The sequence below is a fragment of the Kribbella sp. NPDC050459 genome (assembly GCF_040655315.1).
In the GTDB taxonomy this organism is placed as follows: domain Bacteria; phylum Actinomycetota; class Actinomycetes; order Propionibacteriales; family Kribbellaceae; genus Kribbella.
Genome location: NZ_JBFAJQ010000008.1, coordinates 106,455 through 123,548 on the forward strand (window position 1 = coordinate 106,455; position 17,094 = coordinate 123,548).

The following is a 17,094-nucleotide window of genomic DNA, read 5'->3' on the forward strand; positions in this document are numbered from 1 at the left end:
GGTGGTTCGAGCCGGCCACCGGGGTTGTGAGCGGCCATTTGGCGTGCTGTCTCGGTGATGTCTCGAGCACGGCCGCGATAAGGGACAAGGTGGCACTGGCGCCGGCTCCTGTGCCGAGAAGCTAGATCGTTCCGCGCTCGCGGATCAACGAGGCGGGTTCGAGCCCTTGGCCTGGTGGTGGGTCGAAAAGACCGTCGAACGGCGGGCTCGGCCAGCGCCAATCGGACGCCGGCCCAGCTGGCCGCCGCGCGTGCGTCCGTACATGCACAACTATCGCACCTTGACACGGTTTGGTCTTGGGGCAACGCTGGAACGAGATCGACGTTGCCGGAGGGGGAAATGGGGCGGGCGACATGATCAAGGTGATAAGCAAGTCCGACGACGAACCGCCGATCTTCGCGCTGCGGATCGCAAGTGACGAGCCGTACCGGGAACTCGGCGCCTGGCTTCAGGAGCAGAAGGACGTCGAGCGCGTGGTGCTCCATCTCGCGGGCGGTGCCGATCTGCTCTCGGATGAGCTTGACGAGCTGTCGAAGGTGCACGGCGTTCGCATTCGTGTCATTGCCAAGGGCATGGACGAGCCTGTGCTCGCATGAAACTCTCCGGTTGGAGACGGTGGCTTAAGCAGGCTTCTGCCGGCGGAGAGGCCGAAGCGGCCACCGGTGAGAATCCTGCACCGGCCGGCCAGCCCGGGCCGCCGACGGCTGTGCAGGCTGAGGCTCTGAAGCAGATGTCGACTGCCGTCACTTGGCTCATCGGTGCCTTGGCGGCAGTCGCGGCAGCGATGATTGCTGGCAGCCAGCTGTCCAGCATCGGGAGGCTGTCATGGAGCGAGGATCGCGATCGCCTCGTGATCGCGGTTCTCAGCATCTCAGTGGCTATCGGGCTCATCCTTCTGGCCATCGGACTGCTTTATCGCGCCCAGGCACCGACCAACACTGACTTCACAAGGCTTCGCAAACTCGCCGAATCGTCGAAGCTAAACCGGCTGGAGACCGAGCTCCGTCGTCAGGTGGCCGATGACAGTACGCTTCATCGCGGCCGCGGTGATCTCGCAAGTCTGATGCAGTCTTTCGACGAGGTCCGTAAGCAGTTTCACGGGTTGAAAGACACGTGCTACGAGACCCAGCTGGAGATCGTTCGGGCAACTGATGCCGAGACACGCGCGGCCAAGCAGACGCAGCTGACTCGGCTCGAGCAGGAGCGCGAGGTCATCGGGGGCAGGATGACGGATTATCGGACTGCCCTCGTACGTGTGGCTCAGCTCGACAAGTATCTCCGGACCAGAGCGCGAACCCGGCGTACGGCGTGGGCCGTCATGGGGCTGTCCGTTCTGGCGGCGTTTGCGTTCGTCAGCTTCGCGTGGGCGGCCAATCCGCCGGACGAGCCAAAGGACGCCGTGGCCCAGCGGATAGTTGCGGCCCACCTGGTCGTCAGTACAAAGGGCAAGGACGAGCTCGAACCGCAGCTGGGCTCCGCCTGCGCTTCGGCAGCGGCTGGCGCCGGCGGCATCCCGGTGCTGGCCGTCAGCTCCACCGATTCAGGCATCGAGGTCATCTTGATTCCGACCAGCGCATGCAGCTACCCACATCGTGTGGTCGTCAGTCGCGGCGATGGTGAGGTGACAGCCGACAATGCCGTTCTTGCCACGAGCCCCACACCAAGCACCAGCCGCTAAGGACGCCCGGCGGCTGCCCGCATCGCTGCCTGATCACCAACTACCTCATTCGCATGCTCGACAAGGCTCACCCATTACCAGCCGCAGGAACTCCGAGGCCCCGACGACGGTGTAGATATCGGTGGTGCTCAGCGCCACGTGCAGCCCAAATACGCAAATGTGCCCTCTGATGCGATGAAGGAGCGGGGCCTCCGCTCCTCGTGGGTTCCCCAGCGGATGCTGGGGTTGCTCGCGTTTCACGACGAAGGAGGCCCCTGATGGAAGCGTACGCGGGACAGCGGTTTGTGGGGATGGATCTGCATCGGCGCCGGTCGGTGCTGGTGCGGACGACGGCCGCGGGTGAGGTGCTGGAGCGGGTGCGGATCGTCAACGACGTGGATCGTTTGGCGGCGGTGATCGTCCGGGCCGGGGACAGCCCGGAGGTGGTGCTGGAGGCCACCTACGGCTGGTATTGGGCGGTGGACGCGTTGCGGGCCCAGGGCGCGAGGGTGCATCTGGCGCATCCGTTTGGGGGTGAAGGCGTTTGAATACCGGCGGGTGAAGAACGACGAGCGTGATGCCGCCGATCTGGCGGACCTGCTGCGGATGGGGCGGCTGCCCGAGGCGTGGATCGCGCCGCCGGCCACGCGGGAGTTGCGGGAGTTGGTCCGGCACCGCGCGAAGCTGGTCGGGCTGCGCAGCCATTGCAAGGCCGAGGTGCATGCGGTGCTGGCCAAGTGCGGGGTGACGGTGTCGATGAGCGACCTGTTCGGTGTCGACGGCACCGCGCTGCTGGACCGGCTGCGGGACTCCGCGCAGCTGCCGGCACCGTATGCGGCCAGGATCGGGTCGCTGCGCCGGGTCATGGACGGGCTCGAGTTCGAGATCGAGCACGCCGCCGGGATGGTGCGGGGCCGGCTGGCGCTGCACCCCGGCTATGCCGCGGTTCAGCGCATTCCCGGGATCGGTCCGACCCTGGCCGCGGTGCTGGTCGCCGAGATCGGCGACATCGACCGCTTCGACCGGCCCGAGCAGCTGACCTGCTGGGCCGGGCTGACGCCAACCCACCGTGAGTCCGATGCGCACGTGCACCGCGGCCGGATCACCAAGCAAGGCTCCCGGCTGGCCCGCTGGGCCGTGGTCGAGTCAGTGCAGATCCTGCCCGCCACCACCGTGGTCGGGCAGTTCCGCGACCGGGTCGCCGCCCGCCGCCGCCACAACATCGCCGTTGTCGCGGCCGCCCGCCGCCAACTCGAGTACGTCTTCTACGCCCTGCGCGACCACCACGTCCGTGCCCTGGACGCGCAGCCGCACCAGCACACCCAACGACACCATCAACACACGGACGCCGCGTGAGCTGCGGCCGCCTCGAACCGGTCGGCGCGGGCCGTGCAGGTCAAGACCCCCAGCTCCTTCACAGCACATGGCGTGGTCGCGCCTCTGATTGACCCCACCGACCAGCAACTGCGAACCCCATCATGCCGCCACCGCCCCCTGAGTCGGCGCGGCGAAGGGATGACAGCAGCCCCCAGGGCCTGCCACCACCGGGGACACCCGGCCATGACGAGCGTGACACCCCAGACCTCGACCCGACATACAGGAGCCGCACCACAGCTTCTTCTCCGCCAACCCACAGCATGCGCCGACCGGCGCCGCCGTCAAGGCCCTACGGCCGCTACGCGGTCGGGCTTCCGCCCGAGCCTTGACCACGACGCCTTACCTCGGCGCGACGCGGTGAGCGTCGTCCGGTCGGCCGACAGCGCACTCTTCACCGGTACGACGGGCACCCGCGCCGGATCGCCGCGCACGATCGTCGCGATCGACCCAGCAGGCAGGGGAACTGCGAACGTGTACTTGAGAACCATCGGCTTCACCGGCTGCCCAGTCCCGAGCCGAAGGTCGATACCGTCGTCCAGCGAAACCCCGCGGGCAAGCTCAATCCGTCCGGGGATCGGCGTCCCAGCCAAGGTGGTGTCCGACGTACTGACGCCAGCCGGCGCGGCTACCTCGAACTGCCTTGATTTCAAGGTGTTTCCGCGTGCCGGCCCCACTGGAACAGACACAACGCTCGTCGGTTTCCCTGTCCCCACAGCCGACGGCGTCCCCGACACCGCCGCCGAGCCCGCCGACTCATCCGCCGATCGCGCCGTACACGAAGCAGCCAAGACACAAGTCGCCAACGCACCAGCCAATACCCGCAGCCCCATCCCCGCTCCCCCCATCCCCGCCCCGAGCATGGCACCACCGCGCCAGAACTGTCGAGAGCACACCCCGCTGCGTCAGGGAGGACCGAGCGCCACGGCAGGCAGACACTTAGATACGTTCTCTCGAAACGCTCAAATCTCGGCTGACGCAGCCCGCGACCGGCGGGCGCGGCCAGGACCGGGGGCCGCATGCCAATGCAGGTCAGCGGGTTGTCCGACGGACGCGTCGTCCGAGTACAGAGCTTGCATCCATCGAACTCGAACGGCTCGTGAGCAGGCGCACCGCCCGCTGGTGTCGGCAGCACGGACATGCACGAAGTCGGCGGGATAGCCGTGCAGGTCGACCTCCACCCGCCGCTCCACCGGCGCCAGACCATATGCCAGCTTTGCAACCTCAGCCGCAATCAGCACCCCCGCTGCCCACGAGACAAACGGCGCCGACAGCGGAGCGGGCGGAGCAGTGCCCGCGACCGCGGCAGGGATCGCAGCCTGCGCGTATATTCGGTTACGCAGGTCGGCCAACCGACCGCCGACCAGCCCCTGCGCCGTCCCAATGGTGAGCTTTCCCGCGCTGACCATCAGGTCGACGTCGTGCTGCTCAAGCCCACTGTCTTGATGTAGGAGCTGCACGACTCGCTGCTCACTGAGCCCGGTCAGCTGGGCGTCGGCCGCGGCTTGTGCGAGCGGTGAGGCCGTGGTGACGAAGTCGCAGAAAGGGCAACGCATTCCGTCGCCGAGGTGCTCACGCTGCAGGTGAAAGCTGAGCGCACGGACGGCGACAGACATCGTGGCGCGGGCGAGCATATCGGCGACCTCGTAGCGTCCGTCGATATCATCGAGAGAAGAGACGACGACACCGTCGAACCCCGGCTCGGCCTGACTCGTCGTCCAACTCCGAACAGGACCTACCAGGTGATCCGCCGCAGCTCCGGCGCGCCCCAGCATCGATCCAATCCATGCCGCCTTGGCTACGACTCCGCCGAGGCTGACGCCGTCCCCGACCGCTCCGGCGCCCCTGCCTCTCCCAGTGGCACCGACCCCGGACACTTCGATGACCTCAGTCGCCTCGGTGATACCGGGGATGCCGGTGGCAGCAGGGTAGCGGAACATATTTCGGGCTGGATCGAAGCTGTCTGCGTCGACTGCGATCGCAGTCAGGCCGGAGAGGTTGTCACAGGCAAGGGCCGCTGCAGCGCTGGAACCCACCGATCCGCACCCGGCGAACAGCAGTCGCGGCCAGAGCGGATTCGTCGGATCGTTTGGTTGGGCGGTCGTGTAGGTGTAGTCGAGCAGGTTCCACAGGAAGGTGGACCGACGAGGTGCGGTGGGCAGCCCGAGTGGCGCCAGTGCTGCGCAGAAAAGGTCGGCGACGACGATGGCAGCGGCAAACATCCCGCCGTATGGTGCAACCTTCATCTGCAATCCCTCTGCGGGATCACCCCAGACCGGCACCGTGCCGTCGACGCTGCCCCCCGCTGCGCGGTCGACGCCGACGGCCAACGGTTTGTCGGTGACCGCGACGGTCCACGCAGAGGGTGTGATGTAGCGGTCCGCGTCGGGATGGCGGCCGGTGCTGATCCTGATGGTCCGCTCCGGTGTTGCCTGTGCGGTGGGGCGGAGCGGGCCGAGGCTCGTGAGCAACTCGGTCAGGGTGCCGGCGTCCCACGGGTTGCGCGGCAGACTGATGTCGTCGAGGACCTCGACGTGGGCGTGCGTGCGAGCCACGAGCACGAGCAGGGCGGCGGCAGTTAACGCGGCCGCAGGGGAATCCCCGGACATGACCACGACCCGGACATGGTCGAGGGCTTGTACGGCGGAGAGCGCGTGCTCGGGCAATAATTCGCCGCTGAGCCCGACCCGCGGATCACGCCCGCTCATCGACCACCACCCACCTGTCCCGCTCGGAGCCGTGCCCGACCTTGACACCAGACTTGGCACGCCAACGCGCCTCGACTTCGTCGTCGGGGAGGTTCTGTCCGCGTCGGCCGGTCTGGTCGACCAGGAAGTCGGGTTGGTGTCGCTCGGGGTCACCTGGCGGAAGGGTGCGCCACTGCCGGTTGTCGCGGACGTAGATGGCGCAGGCTGCGAGGCCAACTCGGAGGCCGAGACCGAAGAACGGGACGACGATGGAGATCGCGCCTTGGTGGGTCAGAGCAGGGTTGTTGTCGTCGGTGCGGGAGTGGAAGGCGAGGCCAGGGTGACTGTGGATACGCGCGAAGTAGCGTTGGTCCGGTCGTAGGGCGGTGACCAGTTCGAGGTCGCCAGCCGGGGTAACCGTCACGGATACGTGCGGGGTGGCGGTCGCGACCTGGTCGGGGACGACGAGCGTGTCACCAAGTAGCGCGCCGCTCTCGTCGACGCAACCGGCGACGAAGGCAGTGCCCTCGCATCCGTACGCGCCGCGGGACTCGAAGAAGACCCGGGCTCCGTGCAGCACCGCTGGTGTGATCAGCAGCGGCCTCGTGGGCCGAATGCCAATACTCATGCCGTGCACCTCTCGATGTCGTGTGCGGTGAAGTGGACCTCGACGTGGTCCGCCCCAATGCCGATGAAGGAGACCCGGTCACCGAGGCGGTCGCGCGCGACATCTGCCTCGGCTTCGAGGAGGTCCCGGAGGACTCGGGGGTGCAGGCTCATCCGTCGGTCTTGGGCTGCTTGGGGACGAGCACGAGGCGGGAGTGCTCGTGGACGCCCGTCTCCTCGAGACGGGCCGCGTCGTCGAGGGTGCGGGCAGCGCCGTCGACGACGAGCGCGAGGCTACATTCCATCGGCTCCATCTCCTGGGCACGCACGAAGACCCGTACGGCCTCGCGGGCCAGCTTGTCGACCCGCTCGTGCAGCTGCACCGGGAACTCCCGGGCCGCGTTGTTCGGCGCAACGACCGTGACGAAAACCTTACGCCCGCCGCCATCGCCGGGCCCGCGGTTGTCGTCGTGCTCGTCGTTGTCGTCGTGCCGGTCCTGCTCGTCGGGCTCGGGGCCGCCCTGTGCTGTGGTGCTCATCGCAGTTGCTTTTCCATTTCCTCGTTGGTGTTCCTGCGGTCCGGAACACCAACTGGTAATGCCCAACCGAGCCCTCTTGTCCAACAGATCCGATCAGCGACACCGATTTTGCTGTCTGGACTTTTTCGTGGGGTGCCCTACGATCGGCTTCGCGCACCATCTCGGGGGTGCGCTTTCTCGACGTCGACCGGGGAGGTGCGCAGGGATGTCGCTGCTCGGGTTTCCGCCGCGCCGCCCAGCGCTCCGCACGGTCTACCGGATGCCATGCAGCCTGTACGACGAGACCGACGACCGCGACCATCCGTTGCTGGTGGTCTCGGTTGACGACGTTACTCGGACCGCGCGGGCCGTGACCCGCACGAGCACATACGAAGCACGCGGACCAAAACCCGTCGTCCACGCCAAGCACCCAGACCTCGACCTCGACCGGGTGGGCTGGTGGCGGATGCACATACTTCACCTGGTGCCGTGGACGCACTTCGCGGACCCGGACGTCGAAGTGCTCGGGACGATCGACGAAGGGACATGGCGGAACGTGGTCCAGGCACTGCCGGGGACGGAGGAAACGTCGTGACACCGTTGGAGGAGTTGCGCGCTGGCCGGCTCGGCACCGCTTTCGTCAAGTTGCTGTACCGACAGGTCCTGATCGTCGGATTGCGGTTCCGGTTCCCACCTCCGCAGGGGTACTCGCAATGGAGTGCCGACGCCGCGATCGAGGAAGCCCACGGCTTCCTGACCGACTCGGACAACTATCGGCGCCTGGTCGAGCTGGTCGCGACGGTCGATGACGATACGGCGCTGGAGCGGATGCTGACGACGATCCTGCGCAACCACCTGCGGGCTCGCGGTCGTCGTACCGTCATCGGAAAGCTGATCCGCCGGCTTCGGATCCTCCTGACCGAAGATCCGCGCTTCGTCATCGTCCCCCTAGGCGTCGCCGGGGCGAACAACGCCGCTCTCGCCGATGCCCCGACCGAGCAGTACAGCGGTCCACCGGACCGGCTGAGGACTGCAGCTCGGTCGGTACGCAACGTCACAGTGGTGCGCTGGGGCCCGACGGCGCGTCGCGAAGGACCTGTTGCCGATGCTTCCTCCCTCGCGGCGCTCTCGGCCGCGGTGCTCGAGGCCGCTGCCGGATCGCTGCCCTTGGCCGACCTCGCCGAGGTTATCGCCGACCGGCTGAGCCTCGACCCCAGGAATGTGCCGGGCGCGCTGCCTGTGGAAGACATCGACGACCTCGCTGGTCGCGGCGACGCGTCGCCGGCTGCCTCGTCCCCGGAAGCGGCGATCGGCGCGCTAGGTCGTTCGGTCGAAGATTATGAGGTCGCGGTCGCGGTGCTGGAGGAGTTCAGCGAACGGGAGAAGCTGGTCATCGCGTCGCTCCACCTCACCGTTCGGGAAATCGCCAAAGAGACTGGCCTGGCGGTATCGACGGCGGGCGCCGTCAGTCAGCGGGCTCGGGACAAGCTCCGGCGCCGACTCTCGACCCTGGACACGGACTCGATGGAACGCGTCGCCGTCGCAGTCCGCGACGCCGCCCGGGCGGAACTTGGACTTGATCCGCTCTGATACCGGGCCCGAATCGTGCATGTACGGGTCTGGACAGAGCGGTTCGGTTTGCCATTTAAATGTGTTGTCCACATCGGAAGGGTTGAATTTTGGAGACTCGGGTTCACCGACGACCGTGCGCAAGCATGGGCAAACAGGCCCCCGACCCCAGTGACACAGATTCCGACCGCGTGAGGGAGGTGCGGGTGGCCGACAATAGGTTGCCCATCGGCGATGAATGAGCGCTGGAACCGATTGGTTCCGCCCGGCGCGGCTCCGATGGCTCACCTTGGCGAGACGGAGCTCGCCGAGGTCACACCGAGCAGGACAGCGTCAAAGCATCTCGCCGACTGTGCGTGGTGCCGGCGACGGCGGGAGACGCTGTCGCCTGAAGATCGCGACGAACTCAGCGCGATGCTTGCAGAGCTGGATTCCCGGCCGGCGGCACCGGCCACGCTGCAAGCCGCTGCCTCGTGGTCTCTTCCCAGCGCCTTGTCCGAGTTGCTCGAGACCAGTGATGCCGTGTGGCCCGACGTTGCGCCCGCGCAGCTGTGGCGATTGTCATGGCGAGGAGAGGAGGCCCTGGCCGTCGTGCTGGAGCGCAACAGCTGGTGGACACGGGTGGCTCCGTTGACGACCGATGTCGCTCTCGCGGACGAGTACACCTACATTCCCGACGAGCCCAGCACCTCACTGAACAGTCCGGTCGGAATCTTCATGCGAGCTGCCACGACCATCCCCATGTACACGCTGGCCCACTTCCTGGGGGACGTTGCCGGCGAGGGTGTGAGTGCTGACCTGCGTACGCTCGAAGGATCCTGCCTGAGGCAGCTTGATCCGCCGCCAGCTGTGCGGACCGGTCCTCGCCTCGCGGCCGACGACTGGGATCGGCTGGAGGCCCTGGATGCGCTGCAGGAACGAATGCGTTGGTTCGAGTCGGCCACGCACGGTGTCATCGATCAGGCGGGACTGGTTGTCGGCCGCGACGAGAGCGAGGCTGAGGCAGTCGACGTGCGCGACTTGCTGAAGGAGCGGCCAGGGAGTCTGGGCGCGTTGGTCGCAGCGACCGGTTTGACGGCCTCCAGATTGCATGACTTGAAGACAGGGCGCGTTAAGCCGTCGAAGCTCGATCGTGAGGCTTTGCGACGACACTTCGGGGTGCCGGTGAAGGGAAGTCATTCGGAGAAGTCGCGGCTCGCGTTGCTGGAGGTCGTGGCGGAGCCATCACAGCGTGAGGCCTGGAGTGCTCCGCACAGCGACGCGGAGGAGGTCGAGAACGCTCTTGTGCCCTACCTGCAAGAACTCCTTGACGCTCCGGTGGCAGCGCGCAGTGTTACGAGCACAGGCCAGCCGGAGAGGGAGGAGAGCATGGAGGATCTGCGGCAGTTCTGGCGTGAACGGATCGCGATGCGAAGGGCGCAAGGGTCTTGAAGCCGCCCAGTGCGCTCGGCCGGTGCCTGTGAGTAGGTCGGCGGCGCAGCTTGCGGGGCTGCTGCTGGAGCATGTCCGCTTGGCGGGGATCGTCGATTTCGAGGCGCTCTCCGCCGAGCCACGCGAGGCGCTGCACGCCGATCCGTCGATTCGGATTAGCTGGGTTCGTGCCGACCGGCTCCCGCCAGGCTGCTCGATCGCGGCGACCTACGATGCGTCAACCTCTCCGGCGAGCATCGCAGTCGCCGAGGATGCCTCCGTCGGCCGCCGTCGCTTCAGCCTGCTGCATGAGTACGCGCATCATCTGCGCGACCAGGTCTTCGAAGTGCTCGACGTGTTGTTCGACCACCCGCGGCCAGCCGAGCTGGAGGAGAAAATTTGCGATGCGTTCGCGTCGCGTGTGCTCGTTCCCGACTCGGCGCGAGCGACGGCGTTCGTGGACGGTGTCACGGCGAGATCTGTGGTTTCACTGATGCAGACCTGCAGTGCGTCCGCGCAAGCGGTTGCTGTGGCTGCTGCTGAGTCGATGAGCCTGCCTGGGTACGTTGTGTTGCTGAACGCTGCCGGCGAAGCGGAGTTCGCAGCCCGATCCGGAGACATGTTCCCAGCTCGGCGCGGAGCACCGCAGACTGGCATGCTAAAGCGGGCGGCGGAGGGTGTGGTGGTTCGTGGGATCGCGCCTCTCGACTTGGGCGGCGGATCGACCACAGGAGAGCTAAACGTGGAGTCCGCTGTGGGGCCTGGCTGCGTGGTGGCAGTGATGGTGGACGGACCAGCGCCGTGGGACACGTTCAGCGCCGGTCGGCGTGCGTCTTCAAAGCCCACCGACGGGTGGTGCGACAGATGCACGATGGAGTTCACCTCGTATCAACCCGCCTGCGAGAACTGCGACGAATTGAAATGCCCGAGCTGCGGTGGATGCGGCTGTCCGGACAAGTCCGTGTCCGGCGAGCGACTGTGCGACCGCTGTTTCACGATCCAGCCAGCCGCGGCGTACGAGTCGGCAACCGCCACCGCGTGCCGAAACTGCTCTTCATAGAGACTGGTTAACCTCAATCGGACTGGATGTTGGGTGAGGCCCGGCGTCGTCGTCGCGCTGCGGGTGATCGAGGTCGGAACGTTCGGCGAGGTGGAAAGCACGGCGTCTTCGTCCGGTTGTCCTGTGGAGACGGCTTGGATGGAGAAGTGGCGGACGGCTCTGCCAGCCCTGAGGCCCTCGCGCGCTCGCCACCGCATCAATACGTCCGCGAGTACGTCTTCCGTGCCGCAGTGGCAGTCCGTTGGTCACAGCTCTCTTCGGCTCGGCAACCACGCCAAGAGCCGAACGCACAGTCGTGAGCCTTCAGCGGTCGAGCTCGCATGGGTTCGCGCAGCCCATCGGTCAAGGCAGACTCCGCGGGGCTCCGCCTTACGGCGCCGAGGCCATTCGCACCGCGCCTGACACAAGGGCATCCCTAGCAACCTGCGAATCAATGGAGCCGAGAGCGGCACCAACCCAGCGCAGGATGCCAATTATATGGATGAAGGTTCAATGATTTGCCTACATGGGCCAGGAGGCGCTATGCGCCAACCCAGGCCGAACGGGGCCATGATCACCGGCACAGACCCGTGAATCACCTGTTGGTGCGCAGGCGCGTCAGCGCGTCGGGCTCTGCCCGACACGCTCTTTGATGGGTGCTACTAGGCGACGGGGTCGAGCTGGACGGTATGACCGAGCCTTTCGAGTTGTGCGACCAGCCGGCGAGTGTGGGCCTCGTCGTTGCGGCGAGCGAGCCAATCCGCGCCAAGATCGCGGTAGGGCTCGTCCTTGCTGAGCATGTGGTAGGCCGAGACGAGGATAGAGTGCGCGACCGCGAGTTGCGCTCGCCCCGGACCACGACGTTTGGACAACCGGGCGTGCTGCGCGGCGAGGTAGTTCTTGCCGTGCATGCGGCTGACCGACCCGGCGGCCTCGACCAGCATCGCGGTCAGCCACTTGTTCCCGTGCCGCTTCCCGGTCGGGGTGCGCTTCCCGGCCGACTCATAGACCCCGGGCGCGACCCCGGCCCAGGCCGCGAGCTTGGCCGCCGAACCGAACCGGGTCATGTCCGCACCGGTCTCGGCAACGATGACCTGGGCGACCTTCTCCCCAACACCAGGGATGGTTTGCAGCAACTCGATCTGATGCGCCCACGGCAGACACTGCGCCCGGATTGCCACGTCCAGGTCGGCCAGGGCGCGCTCCACCAGCTCGAGCCGGTCCAAGATCGCGCCGGCCATCCGGGCGTGGTGGTCGTCGAAGTGTCCCTCAAGTGCTTGGGCAAGATCAGGGATCTTCGAACGCATCTTGCCCTTGGCCATCTCGGCCAGCACCCGCGCGTCGCGCTCACCGTCGATCATCGCGCGCAACATCACCCGCGCCGACACCGTGGTCACCGACCACGCGACCGTCGACAACTTGATCGACGCGTCTTCCAGCATCAGCTCAAGGCGGACCGCCTCGCGGGTGCGGTCGCCCATCAACTGCCCCCGATACCGGGTCAGCATCCGCAGCCGCCGAATCGGTGGCGGCGGAACGAACGACGGTGACAACAGCCCGTGCTCGAGGAGCTGGGCGATCCACTCGGCATCGCGCACGTCGGTCTTGCGGCCGGGCACGGCCTTCATGTGGGCGGCGTTCAGCAACCAGACCTCCATCACCTCCTCGAGACAGTAGAACGGCGGTTTCCAATACGTTGACGTCGACTCCATCGCCGCGACCGTTACACCGCACTCGACCAACCAGTCCCGCATCACTCGCAGCGACCCGATCGTGGTTTTGAACGTCCGCGTCACCGACGAACGGCTCCCCTGCCGCCGGCCCGGAACGCGCACGCAAACGGTCACCGACGCCTTACCCACATCCAAGCCCGCTACCCGTTCGAACAGCACCTCCATCGAGCACTCCCTCCGGCCTCGACTCCGACCCGCGGACACCCGCGGCTACGCGCCGCCCGGAGGGCCTTCCGCCAGGACACAGACCCACGTGCTCGCAGCAACAATCCACCGGCACCCGAAGACCCCACGCCATACACATCTACGGGCTCACCCGCACCAGTGTGCTCCGACGTCGCCGGACGACACCCACGATTCTCATCCCGCCACCGCAGCGACGAAGTCGCAAACCGTTACACATCTTGCATTCAGGGCGTTTCTGTCGCTGAAACGGCTGGAGGCAGCGTTGGGCGGCATCCAGCGTTGAGCTTCCATGGAACTCAGCAGCAACTGTCCTAGGCGTCACAACGACAGAGCGTGCGAGCACTGCGCCGTCTTCTTCCTGGCGCGTCGATCCGACCGGCGGTTCTGCTCAGATCGCTGCCGGCTTCGGCACTGGCGCCTGCTGAAGTCGGCTCTCAGCGCTTCCGCGACCGGAGGCTCACTGACCGGACGACCGGCTCCGATAGCACGGGACCTCCTGGTTGGTTTGCTCGGTCGGGACGCACCGAATGCTGATGCCGCGCAGGTCCGAACTGCCCTGGCCGAGCTCAACGACCTTGAGCGACAGATCAACCGACTCCGCCGCCAGAACGCCGCACTTCGAGCTGACCGCCTAGGCGCGGCGCGATCCGACCCAGCGCCAGAAGCCGGCAGCGGCAAGTGCTGAGCATCCACCGATTGAGCGCCGGCGACGGCTACACATATCTGCTCAAACATGTTGCACCAGGCGACGTGGATCGTCGCATGGCGACACCGCTCACCACGTACTACGCCGCATCTGGCTACCCGGCCGGACGATGGCTCGGGCGTGGGTTGAGCGGACTGGGCGCCGGCCAGTTGACTGTCGGCTCGGAGGTCACCGAGAAGCAGATGGCTGCCCTCTTCGGGCGCGCCGAGGACCCAGTGACAGGTACGACGCTCGGCGAGCCGTATCGCATCTACAAGACGCCGGCCGAACGTGTCGCCGAGCAGATGCGTGCACTCGATCCGGCCATGCCGCCATCCGAGCGCGCGGTCGCGATCGAGCAGATCCGTAGGACCGAGGCACGCCTTAGGACTCGGCGGCCCGTTGCCGGCTTCGACCTGACCTTCTCGCCGGTCAAGGCGGTATCGACGCTGTGGGCAACTGCGGATGTCGGCGTACAAGAGCAGATCGTCGCCGGCCACCATGAAGCCGTCGGCGACGTACTGGAGTTGCTCGAGAACCAAGCATTGTTCACCAGAACCGGCGAGGACGGCGTCTCTCAGGTCGACGCGCGAGGGGTAATTGCGGCCGCCTTCGATCATTGGGACACCAGAAGCGGCGATCCTCAACTCCACACTCATGTCGTCGTCGCGAATCGCGTTCAGGGCCCCGATGACGGTCGGTGGCGAACGATTGACGGACGAGTTCTGTACGCCGCGGCCGTAGCGATGTCCGAAGTCCACAACGCGCTGCTGGCAGACAACCTGAGTCGCCGGCTCGGAATCACCTGGCAGCTCCAGAATCGTGGCGAACGCCGAAGTCCTGCGTTCGAGATCGACGGAATCCCGAACGAGTTGATCCGCGAGTTTTCATCACGAACCGACCAGATCGAGGCGAACCTCGCCCGGCTACTGGCAGAGCGCGGTGACGAAATTCATCCGCCCGGCCGGCGTCAGATGTACGTCCTTCGACAACAGGCCACCCTCATGAATCGGCCAGCGAAGCACTTGGCGAAACCGCTCGCGGACCTGATGCGCAGCTGGCGCGAGCGCGCCGAGGAGGTCACTCACGGCCAAACCACCGCCATCATCGAGAAGGTACTTGCCCAGAGCGTAGACAGACCGCTCGCAGTCGCCGACTTGAGCACCGAGACGATCCATGCGTACGGCGCCACAACCGTTCTGGCTCTACAAACGAAACGATCCACCTGGACTCGGTGGAACCTCCTCGCCGAAGCCGCCCGGCAGACCCGTCTGCTGCGCCTTGCGACTACTGAAGATCGCCTTCAGGTGCTTGAGGCAATCGTGCAAGACGCGGAACTTCAGTCGATCGGCATCACGCCACCCGACACATTCACTGCACCGCTAAGCCGCTCCGACGGGCAGAGCGTATTCACGGTCCACAACGGGGAGATCTTCACCTCTCCGGTGATCCTGGGAGCCGAAAGCGTGTTGCTCGAGCTCGCTTCCAAGGTGGATGGCCCAACCATCCGCAGCGATCAAGTGGACAGGCGGAATCTGAGCGACGACAAGCTCCAGGCGCTCCACCGAATCGCCCGAAGCGGTCAACGGGTCGAAGCTCTGGTCGGACCTGCCGGCACCGGCAAGACAAGTCTTCTCGCGGCGCTCAGAACGGGCTGGGAAGCAGAGCATGGGGCTGGCTCGATCCTGGCTCTCGCTCCTTCGTCCGCCGCCGCAACCGTGCTGTCCGATTCGCTCGGACTTCCTGCGGACAACGTCGCGAAGTGGATCCACGAAGCCGTCGGAGTTGCGGCTGACCAGCGTCGTCAATGGATCGGCGAACTCGAGCGCGCTGCTCAAGCAGCAGAATCCGATGGTCGACGTCGCCGTCACCAGCGGATCGTCGCCGAGCTCGCCCGCGCGTACGCCGAGCGCGATCGATGGCACTTCCGGCGCCACCAACTCGTCATCGTCGACGAGGCTTCGATGGCCGGCACCATGGAACTCGCCACGTTAGCCCGCGAAGCCGACAAAGCCGGCGCCAAATTGCTGCTCGTCGGAGACGACGCCCAACTCGGCGCAGCGGACGTCGGCGGCGCCTTCCGCTTGATCACGAACGACACCAAAGCCGCCGAACTCCGCGATGTCTGGCGATTCAGCAACCAATGGGAACGCGGAGCCAGCCTGCAGCTCCGCGACGGAGAGATCCACGTAATCGACCTCTATGACGACCACAACCGACTCTCGCACGGCTCGCTCGAAGCCATGGAGGACTCTGCCTACTCCTCTTGGCGAAGTGACGTCGCAGTTGGCCGGACCAGCCTCCTCATCGCTGCCGACAACACCACCGTCGCCCGCCTCAACGCCCGAGCCCGACTCGACCGCGTCACCAGCGGCGAGGTCGAACCCGACGGGATCGTCCTCCACGACGGCAACCAAGTAGGCCTCGGCGACCACATCGTCACTCGACTCAACAACCGCCGCCTTCGGATCGGCCGACGCGGCTTCGTCCAGAACGGCAACCGCTGGACCGTGATCCACCGCTGGGACGACGGATCACTCACCGTCGAGAACGACGACCTCCAAACAGTCACCCTGCCGAGCGCCTACGTCCGCGAATCCGTCGAGCTCGCATACGCCACCACCGCCCACCGCGCCCAAGGCGCCACCGTCGACACCGCCCACCTACTTGTCACCGACAGGCTCACCCGAGCCCTCATGTACGTCGGCATGACCCGCGGCCGCAACAGCAACCGCGCGTACGTAGCCACCCACACGACGACCGCTGACATGCACGAGCCCCAGTTCGCACAGTCCATGCAGGACGTCCTCGTCGCCGTCCTGGAACAAGACGGCATCGAACGCTCAGCACACGAAGTAATGCGCAAGAAGCTCGACGACGCCACCCGCCTCGACCGCCTCATCCCCATCCACGAACATCTTTGCCAACAAGACGCCCGAGAACGCTACCGCCCCGCCATCAGCAACAGCGGCCTCGACGCCATCGATCAAGCCGCCCTCCAATCCTCCCCCGCGTTCGGCCCCCTAATCACCGCCCTACGTCGGACCGAACACCTGGGCCTCGCTGTCCCCACCACAGTTCGCCAGGCCGTCGCCCAGTCATCCCTCACCGACGCAAAGGACATCGCGTCCGTCTTGCACGCTCGCGTCGAACGACTCATCACGCGAGCCGAACGGCGTCCACCCATGTCGTCACCCATCCTCATCGCCGGCCTCGTCACGCCATCCGCCCACGTCACCAACCCCACCTACAAGGCCGCGCTCCAGGAGATCGAGTCACAGATCGCGCAGCGCGCAGACTGGCTCGCAGAACAAGCCGCCGCAGCCAACGAGCCGTGGTATCAACTTCTGGCTGATGCCACGCCAAAGAAATCCGTGCCGCAGACCCAACTCATCCGCGACGTCGCCGCCTATCGCGAGCTCTACCAGATCCGCGGAGCCGATCCCCTCGGCTCACCGCCATCCACAGCTCACGCCCAAGGACGCCACCACAGCAGCCTCAACCGGAGATCGCTGGAGCTCCTGGCCCGTGACCTCTCTCAAGCAGCGGCAACCGATCCAATCTCATGCCGCCACGGGGGGGCCAAACCGGCGGTCGTCCGCTCGACGCCCTGAGCGTCAAACCTCCTCC

The 17,094-nt window shown here is 66.3% G+C and carries 15 protein-coding genes; 9 read left to right on the forward strand and 6 right to left on the reverse strand.

The features are described from left to right. Positions 1–296 precede the first annotated feature (296 nt). From AB0I12_RS25155 to AB0I12_RS25170, 4 genes are all read left to right on the forward strand, one after another. Complete coding sequence (locus AB0I12_RS25155) at positions 297–596, forward strand: hypothetical protein (RefSeq protein ID WP_359933967.1); 300 nt, start codon at positions 297–299, stop codon at positions 594–596. Next, positions 593–1,678, forward strand: a complete 1,086-nt coding sequence (locus AB0I12_RS25160; RefSeq protein WP_359933969.1) for a hypothetical protein — start codon at positions 593–595, stop codon at positions 1,676–1,678. Before AB0I12_RS25155 ends, AB0I12_RS25160 begins: the two co-directional genes overlap by 4 nt. Before the next feature lie 257 nt (positions 1,679–1,935). Further along, a complete protein-coding gene (locus AB0I12_RS25165; protein WP_359933971.1) occupies positions 1,936–2,205 on the forward strand; it encodes a hypothetical protein in 270 nt (89 codons plus the stop codon). Continuing rightward, positions 2,192–3,013: an IS110 family transposase gene (locus AB0I12_RS25170; RefSeq protein WP_359933973.1), complete on the forward strand. Its 822-nt coding sequence runs from the start codon at positions 2,192–2,194 to the stop codon at positions 3,011–3,013. The genes AB0I12_RS25165 and AB0I12_RS25170 overlap by 14 nt, the downstream gene beginning before the upstream one ends. A 302-nt stretch (positions 3,014–3,315) precedes the next feature. Here the strand turns inward: AB0I12_RS25170 and AB0I12_RS25175 are convergent, their stop codons facing one another. From AB0I12_RS25175 to AB0I12_RS25195, 5 genes are all read right to left on the reverse strand, one after another. Beyond that, complete coding sequence (locus AB0I12_RS25175) at positions 3,316–3,522, reverse strand: hypothetical protein (RefSeq protein ID WP_359933975.1); 207 nt, start codon at positions 3,520–3,522, stop codon at positions 3,316–3,318. Between the two features lie 471 nt (positions 3,523–3,993). Further along, positions 3,994–5,739: a hypothetical protein gene (locus AB0I12_RS25180; protein ID WP_359933977.1), complete on the reverse strand. Its 1,746-nt coding sequence runs from the start codon at positions 5,737–5,739 to the stop codon at positions 3,994–3,996. After that, positions 5,726–6,346, reverse strand: a complete 621-nt coding sequence (locus AB0I12_RS25185; protein WP_359933979.1) for a hypothetical protein — start codon at positions 6,344–6,346, stop codon at positions 5,726–5,728. Before AB0I12_RS25185 ends, AB0I12_RS25180 begins: the two co-directional genes overlap by 14 nt. Further along, the gene (locus tag AB0I12_RS25190; protein ID WP_359933981.1) at positions 6,343–6,498 is read right to left on the reverse strand and encodes a hypothetical protein; all 156 of its coding nucleotides are present in this window, start codon (positions 6,496–6,498) and stop codon (positions 6,343–6,345) included. The genes AB0I12_RS25185 and AB0I12_RS25190 overlap by 4 nt, the downstream gene beginning before the upstream one ends. Next, complete coding sequence (locus tag AB0I12_RS25195) at positions 6,495–6,863, reverse strand: hypothetical protein (RefSeq protein WP_359933983.1); 369 nt, start codon at positions 6,861–6,863, stop codon at positions 6,495–6,497. Before AB0I12_RS25195 ends, AB0I12_RS25190 begins: the two co-directional genes overlap by 4 nt. 205 nt (positions 6,864–7,068) lie before the next feature. Here AB0I12_RS25195 and AB0I12_RS25200 point away from each other — a divergent pair, with 205 nt between their 5' ends. From AB0I12_RS25200 to AB0I12_RS25215, 4 genes are all read left to right on the forward strand, one after another. Then, positions 7,069–7,437, forward strand: coding sequence for a hypothetical protein (locus AB0I12_RS25200; RefSeq protein WP_359933984.1), 369 nt, complete (start codon positions 7,069–7,071; stop codon positions 7,435–7,437). Next, the gene (locus tag AB0I12_RS25205; protein ID WP_359933986.1) at positions 7,434–8,432 is read left to right on the forward strand and encodes a hypothetical protein; all 999 of its coding nucleotides are present in this window, start codon (positions 7,434–7,436) and stop codon (positions 8,430–8,432) included. The genes AB0I12_RS25200 and AB0I12_RS25205 overlap by 4 nt, the downstream gene beginning before the upstream one ends. 213 nt (positions 8,433–8,645) lie before the next feature. Next, entirely contained in the window at positions 8,646–9,842 is a 1,197-nt protein-coding gene (locus tag AB0I12_RS25210) for a hypothetical protein (RefSeq protein WP_359933988.1), read from the forward strand. A 79-nt stretch (positions 9,843–9,921) separates the two neighbouring features. Next, positions 9,922–10,881 carry an ImmA/IrrE family metallo-endopeptidase gene (locus tag AB0I12_RS25215; protein ID WP_359933990.1) on the forward strand — a complete coding sequence of 320 codons (960 nt, stop codon included), beginning with the start codon at positions 9,922–9,924 and terminating at the stop codon, positions 10,879–10,881. A gap of 641 nt (positions 10,882–11,522) precedes the next feature. Here the strand turns inward: AB0I12_RS25215 and AB0I12_RS25220 are convergent. Further along, positions 11,523–12,758, reverse strand: a complete 1,236-nt coding sequence (locus tag AB0I12_RS25220) for an IS110 family transposase (RefSeq protein ID WP_359933992.1) — start codon at positions 12,756–12,758, stop codon at positions 11,523–11,525. Between the two features lie 699 nt (positions 12,759–13,457). On the opposite strand from AB0I12_RS25220, the gene mobF reads away from it, so the two are divergent. Then, a complete protein-coding gene (mobF, locus tag AB0I12_RS25225) occupies positions 13,458–17,078 on the forward strand; it encodes a MobF family relaxase (protein ID WP_359933994.1) in 3,621 nt (1,206 codons plus the stop codon). Positions 17,079–17,094 lie beyond the last annotated feature (16 nt).

Excerpts from the sequence above, each read along its gene's own strand:
- AB0I12_RS25200 (WP_359933984.1), top strand. The coding sequence starts at position 7,069 with ATGTCGCTGCTCGGGTTTCCGCCGCGCCGCCCAGCGCTCCGCACGGTC.
- AB0I12_RS25190 (WP_359933981.1), bottom strand. The coding sequence starts at position 6,498 with ATGAGCCTGCACCCCCGAGTCCTCCGGGACCTCCTCGAAGCCGAGGCA.
- AB0I12_RS25165 (WP_359933971.1), top strand. The coding sequence starts at position 1,936 with ATGGAAGCGTACGCGGGACAGCGGTTTGTGGGGATGGATCTGCATCGG.
- AB0I12_RS25210 (WP_359933988.1), top strand. The coding sequence starts at position 8,646 with ATGAATGAGCGCTGGAACCGATTGGTTCCGCCCGGCGCGGCTCCGATG.
- AB0I12_RS25180 (WP_359933977.1), bottom strand. The coding sequence starts at position 5,739 with ATGAGCGGGCGTGATCCGCGGGTCGGGCTCAGCGGCGAATTATTGCCC.
- AB0I12_RS25195 (WP_359933983.1), bottom strand. The coding sequence starts at position 6,863 with ATGAGCACCACAGCACAGGGCGGCCCCGAGCCCGACGAGCAGGACCGG.
- AB0I12_RS25175 (WP_359933975.1), bottom strand. The coding sequence starts at position 3,522 with ATGGTTCTCAAGTACACGTTCGCAGTTCCCCTGCCTGCTGGGTCGATC.
- AB0I12_RS25185 (WP_359933979.1), bottom strand. The coding sequence starts at position 6,346 with ATGAGTATTGGCATTCGGCCCACGAGGCCGCTGCTGATCACACCAGCG.
- AB0I12_RS25220 (WP_359933992.1), bottom strand. The coding sequence starts at position 12,758 with ATGGAGGTGCTGTTCGAACGGGTAGCGGGCTTGGATGTGGGTAAGGCG.
- AB0I12_RS25160 (WP_359933969.1), top strand. The coding sequence starts at position 593 with ATGAAACTCTCCGGTTGGAGACGGTGGCTTAAGCAGGCTTCTGCCGGC.